Source organism: Thermatribacter velox, assembly GCF_038396615.1.
Classification (GTDB): domain Bacteria; phylum Atribacterota; class Atribacteria; order Atribacterales; family Thermatribacteraceae; genus Thermatribacter; species Thermatribacter velox.
This window is the reverse complement of the sequence record NZ_CP121689.1, coordinates 722,806-740,307: the sequence shown is the minus strand read 5'-3', so window position 1 is coordinate 740,307 and position 17,502 is coordinate 722,806. Positions and strand designations below refer to the sequence as shown.

The window sequence follows — 17,502 nt, the reverse complement described above, 5'->3', positions numbered from 1 at the left end:
TTTGTTGCCACTTCAGGCTTTGAGCAAAAGAGCCACAGTTTCAAAATGCGGGGTATGAGGGAAAAGGTCGATAAAACAAATTTTCTTAAGCTGGTAACCACCCTCTCTAAAGAAAAGCACATCGCGGGCGAAGGTACCAATATTACAGGAAACATAAACTATCAAAGGCACACCAAGTGCGACGACTTTTTTCACTGCTTTTTTATCAAGACCCGCACGAGGTGGATCCAGAACCACACAATCAAATTTCTGAGAAGAAAGGCTGCTAAGCATTTTTTCTACTCGCCCCGAAACACAGATAAAGTTATCCAGCCCATTCAACCAGGCATTGTGCTTGGCATCTTCAACTGCCTTAGGGTTTTCTTCCACTCCTAACACGCTCGATGCACTGTCGGCGAGGTAAAGACCGATTCCTCCACTTCCACAGTAAAGGTCAAGTACCTTTTGCCTGCGGTCCAGCTGGGCATATTCTTTCACCTTTTCATAAAGCAGATAACAACCAGGGGAATTAACCTGAAAAAAGCTCTCAATGGACACCTTATAGCGTATTGAGCCAATGCGTTCGTAAAAAAAATCCCTGCCAAAAAGAAGCTGCTTTTTCTCAAAGATTAAAGCACTCGCTGGCGCATTATTGATAATATGGACCAACCCCTGTACTGAAGGAACGAGAGACTTCAATTCTCGAATTAATTCCTCCGTTTTCGGAATCGCTCCCTCCCTGGATGCCAAACCAACGATAAATTCTGCTTCAGACTCAGAGCGGCGAATAAGCAAATTACGCAGAAAGCCTTCTTTTTTAACCGGATCATACCCGCTGAGCTGGTTACGAACTGCAAAGTCGCGGAAAAAGTCCAGTAATTGAGCGGTTTTCTCGTGGTCCATTAGATAACAAACTTTCAAATCGAGAACTTCCCAGTATCGTTTCTTGGGATGTAAACCCAGAGCAAGTTTTCCCTCTTGAGAAGGACCAAAGTTGAACTCCATCTTGTTCCGATAGCCAAACACTTTAGGCGAAGGGAAAAACCCTTCATAATCTATTTCTTCTCTGCTGATTTTACCTACCCGTTGCAAAGCGTCAAAAGCGCTTTTTTCCTTAAAAGCCAACTGTTGAGGGTAACTTAGAAATTGCAAACTACAGCCCCCACATCCTTCTTCGAAATGGGGACAGACAGGTTCGACTCTACCTTCAGCAGGCTCAATCAGCTCTACAAGTTCGCCAAGTGCAAAGTTGTTCTTTACCTTAACAATCTTCACGCGACATACATCACCAGGAATTACACCACCAACAAAAACCACAAACCCATCTCTTTTCAAAACCCCTTGACTCTCCGGAAGTGCAAAATCCACCACTTTTCCTTCAAATATTTCTCCTTTTGCAGGCTTCACTGTAAGCACCTCTTCTGCTTGAAAAGGTGATACATGCCTATCCCAAAGGCCACAGAAACATTGAGAGAAGCAAGTTTACCTCCTGAAGGAATGAAAGCTAAAAAATCACATTGAGAACGAACCAGCTTTCGTATACCCTTATCTTCTCCTCCCACCACCAGCGCCACCGGTACTTCCCGCACGTCAATATCCCAGAGAGGCTGACCCTCCCCCACCTCCAGTCCAACCATAAAAACCCCTGCCTCTTTAAACTCTTTGATAACTCCCGCAAAATTATTGACTTGAACCACGGGTAGAACTTCAAACCCTCCTGCCGCTGCTTTAAGCGCACTGGAATTAAGAGGAGCCGTCTGAGCTTTGCTAACAAGAACTCCTCTGGCTCCAAAAAAAGCAGCAGTGCGGACCAGAGCCCCCAGATTGCGAGGGTCTTCAATCCTATCCAGAAAAGCAACGATGGCGCCTCTGTCGCCACTGACCTGCTCCAGTATATCTCTCCAGGTAAACTGTTCTTCCAAACGAGTCAACAGGAGAACTCCCTGATGAGCAACTTTGCCCTTCCCAACCCAGCGCTCAAAAACCCTTTTATCTTCAACTACTTCAATTGCAATTCCCATTGCCTGAGCACGAGCCAGTATCTTCCCTATGGATTCACCCTGCACCCCTCGATACAAAATCAGTTTTTCAAAGCTACGATGGGGATTATTAAGAGCTTGCAGAACCGCATGACGACCATAAATAACTTTTCCCATCAGGACTCCTCCGAAGCGCTTTCATCGACACGATACCATCTTGTCCCCAGGGGTGTATCTTCAAGCACAAATCCCTTCTCTTTCAAAATCGCTCTTATTGCGTCAGCTTCCTGCCACTTCTTTTCCTTTCTCGCTTCCTCTCGTTTAGAAACCAATTCTATAACTTCTCTGTCCTCCTCATCCATTAAATTCAGAGGTATTATACCCAGTATTCTATCTACTGACTGCAGAAAAACTTCCATCGCATTGAGCACGCCAACATCCCACTTTCTCCGTGAAGGATGTAAATACTCATTGGCAAACCGCACAAACTCGCCAATAATACCCAAGGCTTGTGGAGTATTGAAATCGTCGGCAAGAGCATTAAAAAAGCGCATCTTAAAATCCTCAACCCGTAAAAGCACTTCTCTATTTTCCTCGTGAGTGATGCGATATTCATTTCTCTTGATAAAGAAGAAATTACGCAAAAAGTTCTTTATTCTACTAAGAAAACCCCTGGCATTATCAAGCGTAGTGTCATCCATGCTCAGGGGACTACGATAATGAGCCCCAAAAAGAGCTATCCTGAGCACTTGGGGAGAATGCGCTTTTAAGAGGTCACGAACTTTAATTATATTGCCCAGGGACTTGGACATTTTCTGGCTCCCAATAGTCAAATACCCATTGTGCAAGAAATAACGAGCAAAGGGTTTGCCCGTAGCCGCTTCACTCTGGGCAATTTCATTCTCATGATGTGGAAACACCAGATCAGCTCCTCCAGCGTGAATATCCAGAGTAGGACCCAGATACTTCATCGACATGGCTGAACACTCTATGTGCCACCCGGGTCTTCCTCTCCCCCAGGGGCTTTCCCAGAAGGGTTCCCCGGGTTTTGCTGCTTTCCAGAGAACAAAATCCGCTGGGTTTCTTTTCCTATAACGTGCCTCCACCCTTGCTCCCTCTATAAGCTCATCCAAGTTTTTACCAGATAATTTTCCATATTCTGGGAAGCGTGAAACATCAAAAAGCACATCTCCCTCTACAAGATAGGTAAACCCTTTTTCTTCGAGAATCCTGATTAGGTTGATAATCTCATCGATATGCTCGGTAGCTCGAGGATGATAGTCCCCTCTCTGGATTCCCAAAGCATCAGCATCTTTCCAGTATTCGTTTATAAAACGATCCGCAACTTCCATAAAAGAGACTTTCAGTTGATTGGCCTTGTTGATAATCTTGTCATCTACATCAGTAAAATTCTGCACAAAAACAACTTTATAGCCCACTTCTCGTAAAAACCGTCTCAAGGAATCGAACACCACAAAAACCCGGGCATTACCTATATGAATGTAGTCATATACAGTTGGACCACAAACATAAAATCCCACCCAGTCCTTATCGGAAAGAGTGAACTTTTCTTTGCTTCTGGAAAGGGTGTTAAAAAGACGTATCTCCAAACTCATCAAATCCTCCCCTGTCCACAGAGTTTTTCATATACCTTATCCCTACCAAGTGCAACCAATAAAGCATCCAACCCTGGACCCTCTTTGCAACCCATGAGCGCCATACGCAGGGTCTGAAAAAACCTTTTAGCCGAAAATCCGCTCTCTTTTTGAATCTTTTTCAAGAGATTGCGCATTGCTTCCTCGTTTTCCCAGCAATTTACAGGCAACCCAGGTAAGGCAGAACAAAAGAGTTTAACAATCTCCTTTTCCTCCCCATCCGCAACCGAAAACTTAAAAAACAGAATCTTCTGAATTCTTTCACCTACATCCCTTAATGTGTTTGCTTCTTCAGAGGCCAACTTCAAAATTTTAGCCATCCTAAGTGAACCACCAGCCTCTTTCTCCCAGCGCTCAATTTCCTCCGCCGAAAACAACTCCTTTAAACCAGTTTTTATTTCTTCAGCATCCATCATTCTGAGATAACTGGCATTTATCCAGATAAGCTTCTTAGAATCAAACACAGCGCTGGAGCGGGCAATTCTCTCCATAGAGAAAAGTCCCGGTAATTCCTGGTAAGGAACCAATTCGCGACCATCTGGAAAAGAATGGCCAAGCAGAAAAAGAAAGTTAAGAATCGCCTGTGGCAAGAAGCCCTGCTCACGAAGCTCACTGATATTTACACTTTTTCTCCTTTTGCTAAGCTTGGATCTGTTTTCATCCAGGATTATAGGAACATGAGCAAACTGAGGTGGTTCCCAATCCAAGAGCTGGTAAAGAAGCAACTGATAAGGGGTATTGGGCAAATGTTCTTCTCCCCGGATAACATGGGTAATCCTCATCAAAGCATCATCAACTACACAAGCAAAATTATAAGTGGGCCATCCATCAGATCTCCAAACTATAAAGTCACCAATAGCTTCACTCTGAAACCTAACCTCACCCCTTATCAAATCTTGCAAAACGATACTTTTGCCGTGTGGTATCCTGAAACGCCAGGAAGGAATTACACCAGAACGTTCCTTTTCTTTCCTTTCCTCTTCAGATAGATAAAAACATTTCCCTGAATAGCGAGGTGGTTTGCCCTGTCTAAGCAGAGACCTCCTCTCTGCTTCCAGTTCCTCCTTACTGCAGTAACAGGGATACAAGACATTCCTGGCACGAAGCAGGTCAAAATACTTCTTGTAAAGATCCATGCGCTCCGATTGTCGGTAGGGACCAAAAGAGGCGCTATTAATATCTGGACCTTCATCCCAGCTTATACCTAACCATTTCAAATCTCTGAGAATAGCTTCTTCGTAAGCTCTTTGAGAACGTTCGCGGTCGGTATCTTCGATGCGCAAAACAAAAATACCTTTGTTCCTTTTGGCAAAAGCCCAGTTAAAAGCAGCAGTCCTGGCACCGCCTATGTGGAGAAAACCAGTTGGACTGGGCGCAAAACGGGTCCTTACTGTGCTGGCCAATTGACCACCTCCACCTTCACTTTCTCAACCCCGTCTCGTAAAAGACCAATGGTCCTCGCTGCAATCATGGACAAATCAATTATCCTGTTTTTTCGTGCCGGACCACGATCGTTAACTCTTACCACAACTTGTTTGCCATTAGCAAGATTGGTAACCAGTAAGACAGTGTTAAAAGGGAACTCACGGTGCGCACAGGTAAATGCATAGGGATTAAATACTTCCCCCGACGAAGTTGTTCTGTTCTTAAAACGGGGTCCATACCATGAGGCAAAGCCAGTAATGACCTTTCCGGTTGGATTATAGTAATAGCCCCTTAGGCGATAAAACTCCATTTGAAAATTATTAAGCCAAAGTGCTGCCAAATCCAGAGGATTAGAGTTATTAAGCCGGGCATCTTCTCTTGAAACTTCAAAAAGCTCTTCACCGTTGCAAAAGGCTTTTACCGATGCATTACCAACCCGAAGATAAAAATCTGGTGGTTGGTCAAAAGTGCTTTCCAGGATATGCTCCAGCCTCAGAGCCAAATTCTGTGCTCTCTCTTCAATACTCTTATGGCTACCTGCTGAACGAACTCGCATTAGTAATCTACCATTAATCTTTATCGTAAAAAGATGCGAAGCTTTTCTTTCCCAGGCCACTGAAAAAGCATGTTGAGCGTTCGCTCTCACCACCCAGGCAAACCAAAAAAGCGAAAGTAGTGGTAATACAATTAATCCTCGCTTACCAGTAAACTTACCGCATAGCAACTTATGGCCTCCCCCTTTCCCAATTCACCAATTCCTTCGTTGGTGGTAGCTTTAACGTTAAACCTGCTTGCATCAAGACTCAGCATCTCGGCTACCTTCTCACGAATGGAAGGGATAAACCTCTGTAAACGGGGTTTTTCAGCAATTAGCACAGTATCAACATTAACAATGTGCCAACCAGCATTCTGAATTTTTCTACCCACTTCATAGAGCAACCTTAGACTATAGACATCCTTGAACTGTGGATCTCCAGGGGGAAACCAGAACCCAATATCTGGAAGACCCGCGGCGCCCAGGAGACTGTCCATAACAGCATGACAAAGAACGTCTCCGTCGGAGTGCCCAAGCAAGCCTTTTTCAAAAGGAATGTGTACTCCTCCCAAAATTAGCGCTCTCCCTTTTTCGAGGCGATGAATATCATAGCCAATCCCAACCCGCATCTGCATCAGCAAATCCTCTTTTCCCAGCGCAGTATTTCTTCTGCTCTTATGAAATCAAAAGGCGTAGTTATCTTAATGTTGTTTTCCGCACCCAGAACCAGAGCAACTTTCTTCCCCAATCTCTCAACCAGCGAAGAATCGTCGGTCCCATAAAACCCATCCTGAAAGGCCTTCTCCATAGCCTCAAGAATTAGCGAAACCCTGAACACCTGAGGCGTCTGGGCACGCCATATCTTCCTGCGGTCCAGAGTTTTCTCTATGGTATTTCCATCTTCTGAAAACTTTACAGTATCCACACAGGGAATTGCACAACACACAGCTTCGGTTTCCTGAACTCTTTCAGCACATCTTTCTATTATAGATTCAGTAACAAAAGGCCTTACCCCATCGTGGATAAATACGAAATCCTTTTTCCTCTCCCTCAACACTTCCAGCCCTCTATACACAGATTCTTGCCTGGTATCGCCGCCAAAGACATACTTTCGAAACTTCTTGAAACAAAATTGCTCCAATACCCTCTTAACAAAAATATCCTCATGGTCGGGGTGAATCACTACTACTATTTCCTGAATCAAAGGGGAACGCTCAAAAGCCTCAATGGTATGAGCAATTATCGGTTTATCAAGAAGAGGTAAATACTGCTTTGGAACGGCAACGTTCATTCTTTCTCCTTTGCCCGCTGCAACAATAACCGCAAAGAACAAGGCTTTCACTCCAAGTTAGTTTTTAGAGGATGCCTTAGGGCGAACAAAAATCATTCTTCCTGCAGGAGTTTGCAAAACACTGGTTACCACAGTGTCAACTACACTATTTATGTACCTTTTGCCTCCCTCAACAACCACCATTGTTCCATCGTCCAGGTATCCAACACCCTGATCTGCCTCCTTGCCTTCCCGAATGACCTGGACTTTTAATTCCTCGCCAGGCAAAACGTAGGGCTTCAAAGCATTAGAAAGCTCATTAATATTGAGCACTTCAACACCCTCGAGTTCAGCAATCTTATTAAGGTTATAATCATTGGTAACCACCTTGGCACCCAATACTTTAGCCAGTTTGACAAGCTTGGCGTCGACATCCCTAATTTCAGGGAAGTCCCGCTCAATAATTCTTACATTGACTCTTTTATCCTTGCGGATTTTGTTTAAAATATCCAGACCTCTTCTGCCCCGGTTTCTCTTGAGAGGGTCCTGGGAATCCGCAATTTGTTGCAATTCTCGCAACACAAAGCGAGGTATAAGAAATTCACCTTCCAGAAAACCAGTTTTACAGATATCAGCAATCCTGCCATCTACGATTACACTGGTGTCCAGAATCTTGGCAGAAGTAGCTTGACCACGCAACAGTTTCATACGAGGTATGCCGGTAAAAACGGCTACAATGTCTTCCTTGCGAGAAAAAAACAAAGAAAATCCCAGCACGCCACAAATAGCAGTTACTACAAGGGGAAGATAAGGATTCTTAAAGGGTAAAAAAGACATGGGATAAGTTAGCAACACTCCGATTACAAGACCTGCAATCAAACCTACAAAGCCCACCAGGAAATCAATGGCCTGGAGTTTACTAAAAAATCCAAACACGTTCCATCTATCCTGTTCCAAAAAGGGAGTAAATATCTTTTTTACAACCAGACTTAAAACCCCCACCGCCACAGACCATCCTAAAATTCTTCCCCAAACCAAGCCACTTTCTGTTCCTGAAATCAAAATCCCTAAAATAAAGACAGCAAAAAAAGCCACAACCACAGTAATGAAATCACCTTTTGACAAACCGCCTCACTTCCTTTCCCATTAAGAAATAATTGAAAGGCAGGTGGTTCTGGTATTCAGCAACACCTCCTCGGACAATTATAACATCTCCTCAGCATACTCCGCATCACAGCAGGCCTTCCATTTTCAAGGCTTCATAGATATTCTTATATCCACTCAACTCTAAATTACCTTTAAACTTATCACAAAGAACCCGCTCATTAACAATAGCATAGTGGGAAATAACCGCCTTTTTAATTCCTCTCCGGGCAGCTTCTCGCAAGCGGTACTCAAGGAGAGGAATTGGCCTTATCTCGCCACTTAAGCCAACTTCACCAATAAAGACAACCTCTCTGGAAACCGGTCTTTCCAGTTTAGAGGAAGCCAAGCTAAAGCAGAGAGCCAGGTCGATAGCTGTCTCATAGCTGCGAATACCTCCAACAACGCTTGCATAAACATCACATTTGCTAAAACGTATTCGAGCCACCTTTTCCAGGATAGCCACAATGAGGAACAACCTTGCTGACTCTATACCCAACGCTACCCTTCTTGGATAATCCAAATATGAATTATTTACCAGGGATTGGATCTCCACCATGAGAGGCCTCTTACCCTCTACCAGAACGGTGCGGACACTACCCAAACCCTCCAAATCTGAAGGAGCCAGAAAAAGGTGGGAAGGGTCCTCAACATCTCTCAGGCCATCCTCACCCATTTCTAAGATACCAATCTCCCAGGTAGGTCCGAAACGGTTCTTTATGCTTCTTAACAAGCGAAGAGCAAGGTGCGGGTCTCCCTCGAGATAGAGAACAACATCAACCAGGTGTTCCAAGGTTTTAGGTCCAGCTACCACACCTTCTTTAGTAACGTGTCCTACCATGAAAAAAGCTCTCTTTTCCTGTTTAGCAACATTCATAAACAGAGAACTCAGCTCCCTTAAGACACTCACACTACCCGCAGCAGACTCTTGGTCAGCAAATCCCAAATTTTGGATAGAATCAACAACCACCAAATCCGGACCAATACGTGTTATTTCAGAAAAAATATCTTCTACACAGTTTGTGGAAAGAAGAAACAAATTGTGGTGAGCATCAATTTTTAACCTGTTTATACGGAGAAAAAGTTGAGCAACAGATTCTTCGCTGCTTACATAAAGAACCCTTTTACCACGAGAAGCTATGCCGTGAGAAATTTTCAAAAGTAGCGTAGACTTCCCAATTCCTGGGTCACCGCTTAAAAGAACCAAAGAACCTTCAACAACCCCTCCCCCCAACACCCTATCAACTTCAGACAAGCCCGTTTTAAAGCGTGGAGCTCCCTCAATTACCTCATGCGAAAGTTCCGAGAGGGAAACTGCTTGAGTGTGACTACGAAAAACCTCTTTAGTATGGTTGCGAGGTCTCGTTTCCTGTTCTTTATGCAAAAAAGTATTCCACTCCCCACACTGGGGACACTTGCCCAGCCAACTGGGAGTGGAATACCCACATTGCGAACAAACATAACCCATTCCTAACCTCAGGACTGCAGGCTTAACTCCAGCGGCAAAACCTTCGTGAATCGCAGTTTATCTTCTTCACAACTAACCAGAATCCTGTCTCCTTCTTTAAATACTCCTTTAAGAATAAGGTCCGAAAGCGGATCCTCAATCAGTTTCTGAATGGCACGGCGTAATGGACGAGCTCCAAAGTTCGGATCGTAACCCTCACGAGCAATTTTAGAACGAGCTTCAGGAGTCAATTCAATCTCCATACCCTTTTCCTTCAAGCGAGCCTCGGTCTCTTTCATTAATATATCCACAATCTGCTCTATTTCATCTTGTTTCAAAGGCCTGAACACTATTACCTCGTCAAGCCTGTTAAGGAATTCTGGAGGAAAGACCCTTTTAACCTCTTCCATAACCTTATCTTTGATTTCCTGGTAGCTAAGCCCTTCCCGTTTCTCGCCAAAACCGATGCCCCTCTGCGATGCTATGAAACGAGCACCCAGATTAGAAGTCATTATTACAATGGTATTCTTAAAATCAACAGGCCTTCCTTGAGCATCGGTAAGTCTTCCTTCTTCCATGATTTGCAAAAGGATATTAAAAATCTCTGGGTTTGCCTTTTCTATCTCATCAAACAGGACAACTGAATAGGGACGACGACGTACCTTCTCAGTAAGTTGTCCTCCTTCTTCATATCCAACGTAACCTGGCGGTGAGCCAATCAACCTTGAAACGGTGAACTTTTCCATGTACTCTGACATATCAAGAGTTATCAGGGAGTCTTCCCTGCCGAAAAGGAACTCTGCTAAAGCTTTAGCCAGCTCTGTTTTGCCCACTCCCGAAGGTCCCAAGAAGAGGAAAGACCCAATAGGCCGACGAGGGTCTTTCAAGCCCGCTCGAGACCGCCGAACAGCCCTGCAAACCACCTTGACAGCCTCTTCCTGTCCTATAACCCTCTTATGAATTTCTGCTTCCATATTCACCAATCTTTCTTTTTCTTCAGTAGCAAGCCTTACCACAGGTATACCAGTCCATGCTGAAACCACTTCCGCTATGTCCTGTGCGAGAACCCGGGGTCTTAAAGCATCAATTTCTTCAAACCATTTTTCTTTACGACGATTGTATTCCTCTCTCAACCGTTCCTCCTCATCACGCAAACGAGCTGCTTCTTCAAAGTCCTGTTCACGAACCGCACATTCCTTGCTCTTGCGTACTTCATTTATTTTTTCCTCCAGTTCTTTAATGTCTTCAGGAAGCAAGGAAGTTCTTAACCGAACCCGAGAGGAAGCTTCATCCATTACATCAATCGCCTTATCTGGCAAATAACGGTCCGCAATATATCGCTTAGAGAGTTTTACTGCTGCTTCAATGGCCTCATCGGTAATTTCCACCTTGTGATGTTCTTCGTAACGATCTTTTATACCCCTGAGAATGTCCAAGGTAACCTCAACTGAAGGTTCATCAACGTAAACCGGCTGAAACCTCCGCTCCAGAGCCGAATCTTTTTCAATGTACTTTCTGTATTCAACCAGCGTGGTTGCACCAATAGCCTGAAGCTCTCCCCGAGCAAGTGCTGGTTTAAGGATATTGGCAGCATCAATGGCTCCCTCTGCGGCTCCTGCTCCTACCAAAGTATGCACTTCATCTATGAAAAGAATAACTTCTTTGCTCTGAACAATTTCAGAGATAATTTTCTTCAACCTTTTCTCAAATTCACCGCGATACTTAGTCCCTGCCACTACTGCAGCAAGATCCAGAGCAACCACTCTTTTTCCTTTTAATACTTCGGGTATTTCTCCCTTAATAAGTTTTTGAGCCAGACCTTCCACAATGGCTGTCTTACCAACTCCTGGCTCTCCAATCAGCACTGGGTTGTTTTTGGTACGGCGGCTCAAAACCTGGATAACCCTTTCAATTTCCTTTTCCCGGCCTATCACCGGGTCAAGCTTTCCTTCTTCAGCCATACGGGTAAGGTCTCTGCTAAATTCATCAAGAACTGGTGTTCTGGTCTCCCTACGCGAAGGAGCACTCGAAAAATCTCTCTCCGCAGAAGAACTTTCATTCAAAATTTCGTAGAGCTTACTCCGAACTGTGTCTATGTCAAGCCCAAACCGCTTCAGAATCTGTGCTCCTACTCCACTTCCCTCGCGAAGAATGCCCAGAAGGATATGCTCAGTACCTACATAGTTATGGCCAAGCCTCCTGGTCTCATCAAGAGCAAGTTCTAAGACTCTTTTAGCACGGGGAGTAAAAGCCACTTCCTTAGTACCCTGGGTTTCAGAACGAGGAACCCAGTTTTCCAGCTCTTTTCTGACCAGTTCTGCAGAAATATCAAAACTATCCAGAATCTTAGCTGCTATGCCTTCTCGCTCTCTAAGCAAACCGAGCAAAAGATGTTCTGTACCAATGTGGTCGTGTTTTAGACGTACTGCTTCATCCTGAGCAAGGATGATGACTTTTCTTGCTCGCTCAGTATACCTCTCAAACATACTGAATAATCCTCCCTCGTTTACTCTTCAAAAAACTCAGAATTGGCAAAAACTCCTCTCTATAGACTGCGTCAGTTTTCAATAGATTAAAACCCTCTGCTTCGACCATTATTCCTAACTGTTGCGCTAAAAAAAACAGAGAAGCATATTCCAGAAAGAAATCCGGTTTATCATCTTTAGAGCAAAGGGAATGGAGAAACCGTATCCTATCCAACAACTTTTTCTTGCGCCGGGTATCAGAAAGGAATGAAGCGCGAACCTCTCTTTCCCAACGACAAAGAGAACTGGAAAATTCCTTTATCATTTTCACCAGTTCCCCTTCACTCAATCCCAGCGTGAAATAATTGGAAATTTCAAAAACATGAGCAAGTATCTTTTCTCCACCACCAAATCCCCTAACGAGCATACCATCTTTCTCTTTTAACCATTGATACAGCTTGTCGACTCCATAAAGAAAAGAGATTGCAGGAAGATGCACCCTCACTACTACTTGCAAACCAGTCCCTGCCTGCTCGGGAAAAGCAGTCAGAAACCCAATCTTTTCATCGAAAGCAAACTCAAAATGCTTGCCAAGCAAGCTCTCCAAACGATCAACTTTAAGAAAACAGGTATGAAGGTGGACGAAATCTTCAGTTTCCGCAAACATTCTGAAATGGTCCCAATAATTGACCAGGATTCCCTGGTCTCCTTTAAAAACCAGAACTTTATTCCTTGATGTATCATGCAAGGCAGGCATCACAAAAAGACTTTTTCTCCAACGCTTGCAAGTCTTTTCGCTTTCTTTGTCCAGCCACAGCCAGCTAAAACCTTTCTTTGCAAGGTGTTTTTCAAAAATCTCCCGAAACCTGCAAACAACTTCTTCTCTCCATATGTTGCTGGCACCTGAAGCAAAAGGATAACCAGCCAAATTACGCACATATAGAACTCCTGCTTGCATGGCACAGCTTTGCCATCCAAAGCGGCTGGAATAACTCTTTTGAGAAAGTTTCAACGAAGAAAAAAAGCTCATTTTAATTTCGATTGCAAACGTTCCAAGACTTTCTTAAGGTAGTTAGCACGCTCATAATTTTCTTCAGAAACACACTTTTCAAAATCTGCCCTCAGTCTTTGAAAATTCTTCTCCAGCTTCTTTCGCCTAAGCCATAGATAGGGTTTTTTACCCACATGGTAAGAACCGCAGGCACGCAAGTACGGCTCCAACAAAGAATTGAAAGAAACATAGCAACGAGGGCAACCCAGAACACCGTTTCGCAAAAATTCCTCAAAGCTCATCTGGCAAAAATCACACCTTTGAGAGGCAATGTCAAGAGTATATCCAGAAACGGGGGCATCAGAAGATTCACGCGAGTTAGCGCTGGTAAAGTAGGCAACCGAGACCTTATAAGCACAATTCTTGCATAAGAACAGTTTTTTTCTCACTTTCTTATGGTTAACAACATAAATAGCTATGGAAGCTTCGAAACGGCCACAAAGACTACACTTCATCTTCTCTCCATCCCAAAACCCGAAGCAACATTTCTCTCAAAATATGTGACCTCAACACATTTTTTTCTGCAACCAGGTTACCATCACTTTCCCCAAAACCAGAAAGAGCATTAATTGTCGCTGCCTTCATAAGCGCTGCCTCTCGCCCTGTAATGTATCCTTCCCTTTTCAGTAATTCCACCAAGTCCTCCACTTCCGCTTCCCGCAAACCTCTGTCTCTCTCTTCCACATACCTGATGATTGGTTCCAATCGATCCAGAGTAATCCGTTTTATGCGCACATAGCCACTACCCCCACGCCTGCTCTCCACTATGAAACCACGTGCAACGCTAAAACGAGTTGCCAGTACGTAATTAATCTGAGAAGGCGCGCATTCAAACTCAATAGCAAGCTTACCCCGCTGAACAACGATTGCCTGATCGGGTGAACTCTCTATCATTTTCATTAAGTACTTCTCGATTGTGTCACAAAGAGATCTCATTCGCGATCCCTCTTAACATATTGTTTATTGACTATTCCTGACCTTCCAATACCATTATACCTAACTTCTCCAAACTGTCAACCCAAGCGCGTCCGCAAGAGCGGAAAAAGAATCACTTCACGAATAGAAGGAGAATCGGTCAGAATCATTACCAAACGGTCTATACCTATTCCAAGACCTCCAGTAGGAGGCATACCATACTCCAGCGCTTCTATATAGTCCTCATCGATGAAGTGCGCTTCCATGTCGCCAGCTTCCCTTTTTAAAAGCTGCTGCTCAAATCTCTTTCGTTGCTCAAAAGGATCATTTAGCTCACTGTAGGCATTACCCAATTCTTCTCGAGCAATGAAGAGTTCAAAACGCTCGGCAATTCTCGGATCGCTGGCTTTAGCTTTAGCAAGGGGGGAAATTTCGACCGGATAATCCAGCACAAAAGTGGGGTTAATCAACTCAGGTTGCACAACTTTTTCCAAAAACTCGTTAACAAATTTACCTCTATCCCATTTATCGTCGAAAGCAATTTGCAACTCCTGTGCTTTATTTCTCAGTTCATCAAGGGAAGCTTCAAGTACATCAATTCCCAGCTTTTTCCTCAAAAAATCAATCAAATAAACCTTTCGCCAGGGCGGAGTAAAATCAACCTTCAAGCCTTGGTAAACAATTTCATAACTTCCAGTGAGCTTTAAAACCAGAGCGGAAAGCAACTCTTCACAAAGTTCCATCATACCCTGATAATCGCTATAGGCTTCATAGAGCTCGAGCATGGTAAATTCCGGGTTATGACGAGTAGAAATACCTTCGTTACGGAAGTTACGGTTAATCTCGTAAACTTTTTCAAATCCTCCCACGACCAATCTCTTTAAAAATAACTCGGGTGCAATGCGCAAATAAAGTTCCATTTGAAGAGCGTTATGAAAAGTCTTAAAAGGACGCGCAAGCGCACCACCCGGAATAACTTGCATCATAGGGGTTTCCACTTCCAGAAAACCTTTCTGATCAAGAAAAGTCCGAATTTCTTTCAAAATTCTGGAACGGATAAAAAACACCTGGCGGGTTCTTTCGTTCATGATCAAATCCAGATATCGTTTGCGGTAACGAACCTCTACATCTTTAAGGCCATGCCACTTTTCGGGAAGAGGACGCAAGCACTTGCTCAGCAACACAAGATCCTTGGCCAAAACAGTAAGTTCCCCAGCACGGGTTTTAAATACGGGGCCTCTCACCCCAACCAGGTCTCCCACATCCAGCTTGCTGAACAACAGGTATTTTTCCTCTCCCAAAACATCCTTTTTGGCATAAATCTGAATTCTACCGCTTGAATCCTGCAGATCAAAAAATGCTGCCTTTCCATGACGCCTGAGCGCCATTATTCTCCCTGCAACGCCAACTTCTATATCTTTGTCCAGAAAATCAACTTCACGTTCCTTTATCTCAGCAACAGAGTGAGTCCGCAAAAAACGACCATTGTAAGGATCCAGACCCTTTTCTCTAAAAAAGTCGATTTTTTCAACTCTTTCAAGATATGATTGATCCTTATTTTCTCCTGCAGAAGCCAAAGAGCTATTCCCCCCTTTTCTTAATATCCAGAATCTGGTATCTGACTACACCGGCCGGCACTTTTAGTTCAACTATGTCACCCCGCTTCTTACCAAGAAGAGCCTGCGCAAGGGGTGACTCAAAAGAAATTTTTTTCTCCGAAGGGTTGGCTTCCACTGAATCAACTATGGTATAGTCAGTTTCAGTACCTCGATTAAGATTTTTCAGAAAAACCCTTACCCCAAGATGCACCTTTTCAACATCTTCCTCGGTATCCTCAACAATAATTGCCCTCTGTAACTTCTCCTCAAGAGCAAGTATTCTTCCTTCTATAAAAGCCTGCTCATTCTTTGCCTCTTCATACTCCGCGTTTTCACTCAAATCTCCAAAAGAGAGAGCGTGCTGAATCTTCTCAGCTACTTCCTTGCGTTTCACAGACTTGAGAAACTTAAGTTCTTCCTCAAGTTTTTCATAACCCTTACGGGTCAGGATGACTTTTCCATCACTGATTTTCTTTTCCATTACCTTACGCCTCCTAAAACGGCTTATCAACTTTCAGAATACCATATAGAAAGCCTCTCTCATTGTCAAGAGATAGTCTCAGTTTCCAGCAAAGCGTTGACGCCAGACACTTATGAGAAAAGCACCAGCATAGCCGCAAAAAAACCCAAAAGTCACCCCCGAAAAAACAAGAAGGGGTAAATACAGGAATATGGCTCTGCTCTCTATGTACGAAAAGGCTACCAAAAGCTGAACAAGGTTGTGGACCACCGCTGAAATCACACTGAGAACAGCAACCGAATGCATTCTCTTTGAAAGAACACAAAGAGCCAGAAAACTGCTAAGTCCTCCACTCACACTCAGAAAGAAACCAACATTTAAAAAAGTACCTCCCAAAAGATTACCCACCAGTATACGGAGCAATAAAACTAATAGGGCATCACGGGGGCCAACTATAAAAAATACGAATAAGGTAACAATATTAGCCAATCCCACTTTTGCTCCTGGTACAGGAAGCAAAGGAGAAAAGCTACCTTCCAGGATATGCAGTGCAATGGCAATACCGGTGAAGATGCCCAGATAAACTACTTTTCCGCTGTTCCAGGAACTCATTTCCAATAAAACACAAACCAAATCTACTTCGACTATTATCGCACAAAACTTTTTGAAAAACTTAAGTCGAGCTTTTAAATTCGATTTTTCCAACTCAAAGCAAGTGGTAAAATTTTTTATCCAGCAAAGAATGGATAAGTCTCCCTGAAGGAGAAAAAGATGCTCATTGCTTTCCTTTCGGACTGGGGATTAAAAAGCTATTACGTAGGAGTATGTAAAGCAGTTATACATTCCATCAACCCAGAAGCGAAGGTCATCGATCTCACCCATGAGATTGAACCTTTCTGTGTTCGAGAGGCAATGCACGTGCTTTACAGAGCATATAGAGACTTTCCACCTCGAACGGTGTTCCTGACGGTTGTTGACCATGGTGTAGGCACCGAAAGAAAAGCAATAGCTTTTTCCACCCAGAGCGGCTACTTCTTTGTAGGTCCAGATAATGGGTTATTCACCCTTGTTGCAGAAGAAGATACCATCCTTGAGATAAGGGAGCTTGCCAACGCCGACCTGTTTTACAAAAAGCAACCATCAACCAGCTTTCACGGAAGAGATATATTTGCCCCCTGCGCTGCGTTCCTAAGCAAAGGCATGCCTCTTGAAAACTTTGGACCTCTTCTTCCAGAAATTACTTTACTCGATTACCAGAAACCACGACTTGAAAAAGGTAAAATCACTGGTGAAATTGCCTTTTTTGACCGCTTTGGCAACATAGAAACCAACATTCCAGAAACCTGGCTTTTTACTCAAAAAGGACTAAAGTTTTATCAAAAATTGCCGATATATATAAGTGGTGAGATATACACAGTACACTATGCACCAACTTACGGTAGCATTCCTCAAGGTGAAATCCTGATCCATGGAGATAGTTCGGGTTTTCTGGAAATAGCCGTCAATCAAGGAAATGCTCGAGAAAGACTGAAGGCAGAAGCAGGAGCAAAAGTGCAAATTCATCTTCCTCAATAGAGGAG

The 17,502-nt window shown here is 43.7% G+C and carries 17 protein-coding genes; 1 reads left to right on the top strand and 16 read right to left on the bottom strand.

Going from position 1 to position 17,502, the window contains the following annotated elements:
• Positions 1-12: 12 nt before the first annotated feature.
• The 16 genes from rlmD to QBE54_RS03600 form a co-directional block, all read right to left on the bottom strand.
• The gene (rlmD, locus tag QBE54_RS03675; protein WP_369019001.1) at positions 13-1,386 is read right to left on the bottom strand and encodes a 23S rRNA (uracil(1939)-C(5))-methyltransferase RlmD; all 1,374 of its coding nucleotides are present in this window, start codon (positions 1,384-1,386) and stop codon (positions 13-15) included.
• Complete coding sequence (gene rlmB / locus QBE54_RS03670; RefSeq protein WP_369019000.1) at positions 1,383-2,135, bottom strand: 23S rRNA (guanosine(2251)-2'-O)-methyltransferase RlmB; 753 nt, start codon at positions 2,133-2,135, stop codon at positions 1,383-1,385. Before rlmB ends, rlmD begins: the two co-directional genes overlap by 4 nt.
• Positions 2,135-3,574 (bottom strand): cysteine--tRNA ligase, encoded by a 1,440-nt coding sequence (gene cysS, locus QBE54_RS03665; protein WP_369018999.1) that lies wholly within the window; start codon positions 3,572-3,574, stop codon positions 2,135-2,137. The genes rlmB and cysS overlap by 1 nt, the downstream gene beginning before the upstream one ends.
• Positions 3,574-5,016, bottom strand: coding sequence for a glutamate--tRNA ligase (gltX, locus tag QBE54_RS03660; RefSeq protein ID WP_369018998.1), 1,443 nt, complete (start codon positions 5,014-5,016; stop codon positions 3,574-3,576). Before gltX ends, cysS begins: the two co-directional genes overlap by 1 nt.
• Complete coding sequence (locus QBE54_RS03655; protein WP_369018997.1) at positions 5,001-5,762, bottom strand: septal ring lytic transglycosylase RlpA family protein; 762 nt, start codon at positions 5,760-5,762, stop codon at positions 5,001-5,003. The genes gltX and QBE54_RS03655 overlap by 16 nt, the downstream gene beginning before the upstream one ends.
• Positions 5,726-6,202: a 2-C-methyl-D-erythritol 2,4-cyclodiphosphate synthase gene (gene ispF, locus QBE54_RS03650; protein ID WP_369019386.1), complete on the bottom strand. Its 477-nt coding sequence runs from the start codon at positions 6,200-6,202 to the stop codon at positions 5,726-5,728. The genes QBE54_RS03655 and ispF overlap by 37 nt, the downstream gene beginning before the upstream one ends.
• A gap of 5 nt (positions 6,203-6,207) precedes the next feature.
• Positions 6,208-6,906 (bottom strand): 2-C-methyl-D-erythritol 4-phosphate cytidylyltransferase, encoded by a 699-nt coding sequence (ispD, locus tag QBE54_RS03645; RefSeq protein WP_369018996.1) that lies wholly within the window; start codon positions 6,904-6,906, stop codon positions 6,208-6,210.
• 15 nt (positions 6,907-6,921) lie between these two features.
• On the bottom strand, positions 6,922-7,968 hold the full coding sequence (locus QBE54_RS03640) for a PIN/TRAM domain-containing protein (protein ID WP_369018995.1): 1,047 nt from the start codon (positions 7,966-7,968) through the stop codon (positions 6,922-6,924).
• A 106-nt stretch (positions 7,969-8,074) separates the two neighbouring features.
• Positions 8,075-9,454: a DNA repair protein RadA gene (gene radA / locus QBE54_RS03635; RefSeq protein WP_369018994.1), complete on the bottom strand. Its 1,380-nt coding sequence runs from the start codon at positions 9,452-9,454 to the stop codon at positions 8,075-8,077.
• An 8-nt stretch (positions 9,455-9,462) separates the two neighbouring features.
• Positions 9,463-11,919 carry an ATP-dependent Clp protease ATP-binding subunit gene (locus QBE54_RS03630; protein WP_369018993.1) on the bottom strand — a complete coding sequence of 819 codons (2,457 nt, stop codon included), beginning with the start codon at positions 11,917-11,919 and terminating at the stop codon, positions 9,463-9,465.
• A complete protein-coding gene (locus QBE54_RS03625; RefSeq protein ID WP_369018992.1) occupies positions 11,912-12,910 on the bottom strand; it encodes a hypothetical protein in 999 nt (332 codons plus the stop codon). Before QBE54_RS03625 ends, QBE54_RS03630 begins: the two co-directional genes overlap by 8 nt.
• 14 nt (positions 12,911-12,924) lie before the next feature.
• The gene (locus QBE54_RS03620) at positions 12,925-13,404 is read right to left on the bottom strand and encodes a hypothetical protein (protein WP_369018991.1); all 480 of its coding nucleotides are present in this window, start codon (positions 13,402-13,404) and stop codon (positions 12,925-12,927) included.
• A complete protein-coding gene (locus tag QBE54_RS03615; protein WP_369018990.1) occupies positions 13,394-13,885 on the bottom strand; it encodes a CtsR family transcriptional regulator in 492 nt (163 codons plus the stop codon). The genes QBE54_RS03620 and QBE54_RS03615 overlap by 11 nt, the downstream gene beginning before the upstream one ends.
• 77 nt (positions 13,886-13,962) lie before the next feature.
• Entirely contained in the window at positions 13,963-15,441 is a 1,479-nt protein-coding gene (lysS, locus tag QBE54_RS03610) for a lysine--tRNA ligase (protein WP_369018989.1), read from the bottom strand.
• A gap of 4 nt (positions 15,442-15,445) precedes the next feature.
• Positions 15,446-15,943, bottom strand: coding sequence for a transcription elongation factor GreA (greA, locus tag QBE54_RS03605; RefSeq protein WP_369018988.1), 498 nt, complete (start codon positions 15,941-15,943; stop codon positions 15,446-15,448).
• A gap of 78 nt (positions 15,944-16,021) precedes the next feature.
• Positions 16,022-16,534, bottom strand: a complete 513-nt coding sequence (locus QBE54_RS03600) for a Gx transporter family protein (RefSeq protein ID WP_369018987.1) — start codon at positions 16,532-16,534, stop codon at positions 16,022-16,024.
• Between the two features lie 159 nt (positions 16,535-16,693).
• On the opposite strand from QBE54_RS03600, the gene QBE54_RS03595 reads away from it, so the two are divergent.
• Complete coding sequence (locus QBE54_RS03595; RefSeq protein ID WP_369018986.1) at positions 16,694-17,497, top strand: S-adenosyl-l-methionine hydroxide adenosyltransferase family protein; 804 nt, start codon at positions 16,694-16,696, stop codon at positions 17,495-17,497.
• The last annotated feature ends 5 nt before the right edge of the window (positions 17,498-17,502 follow it).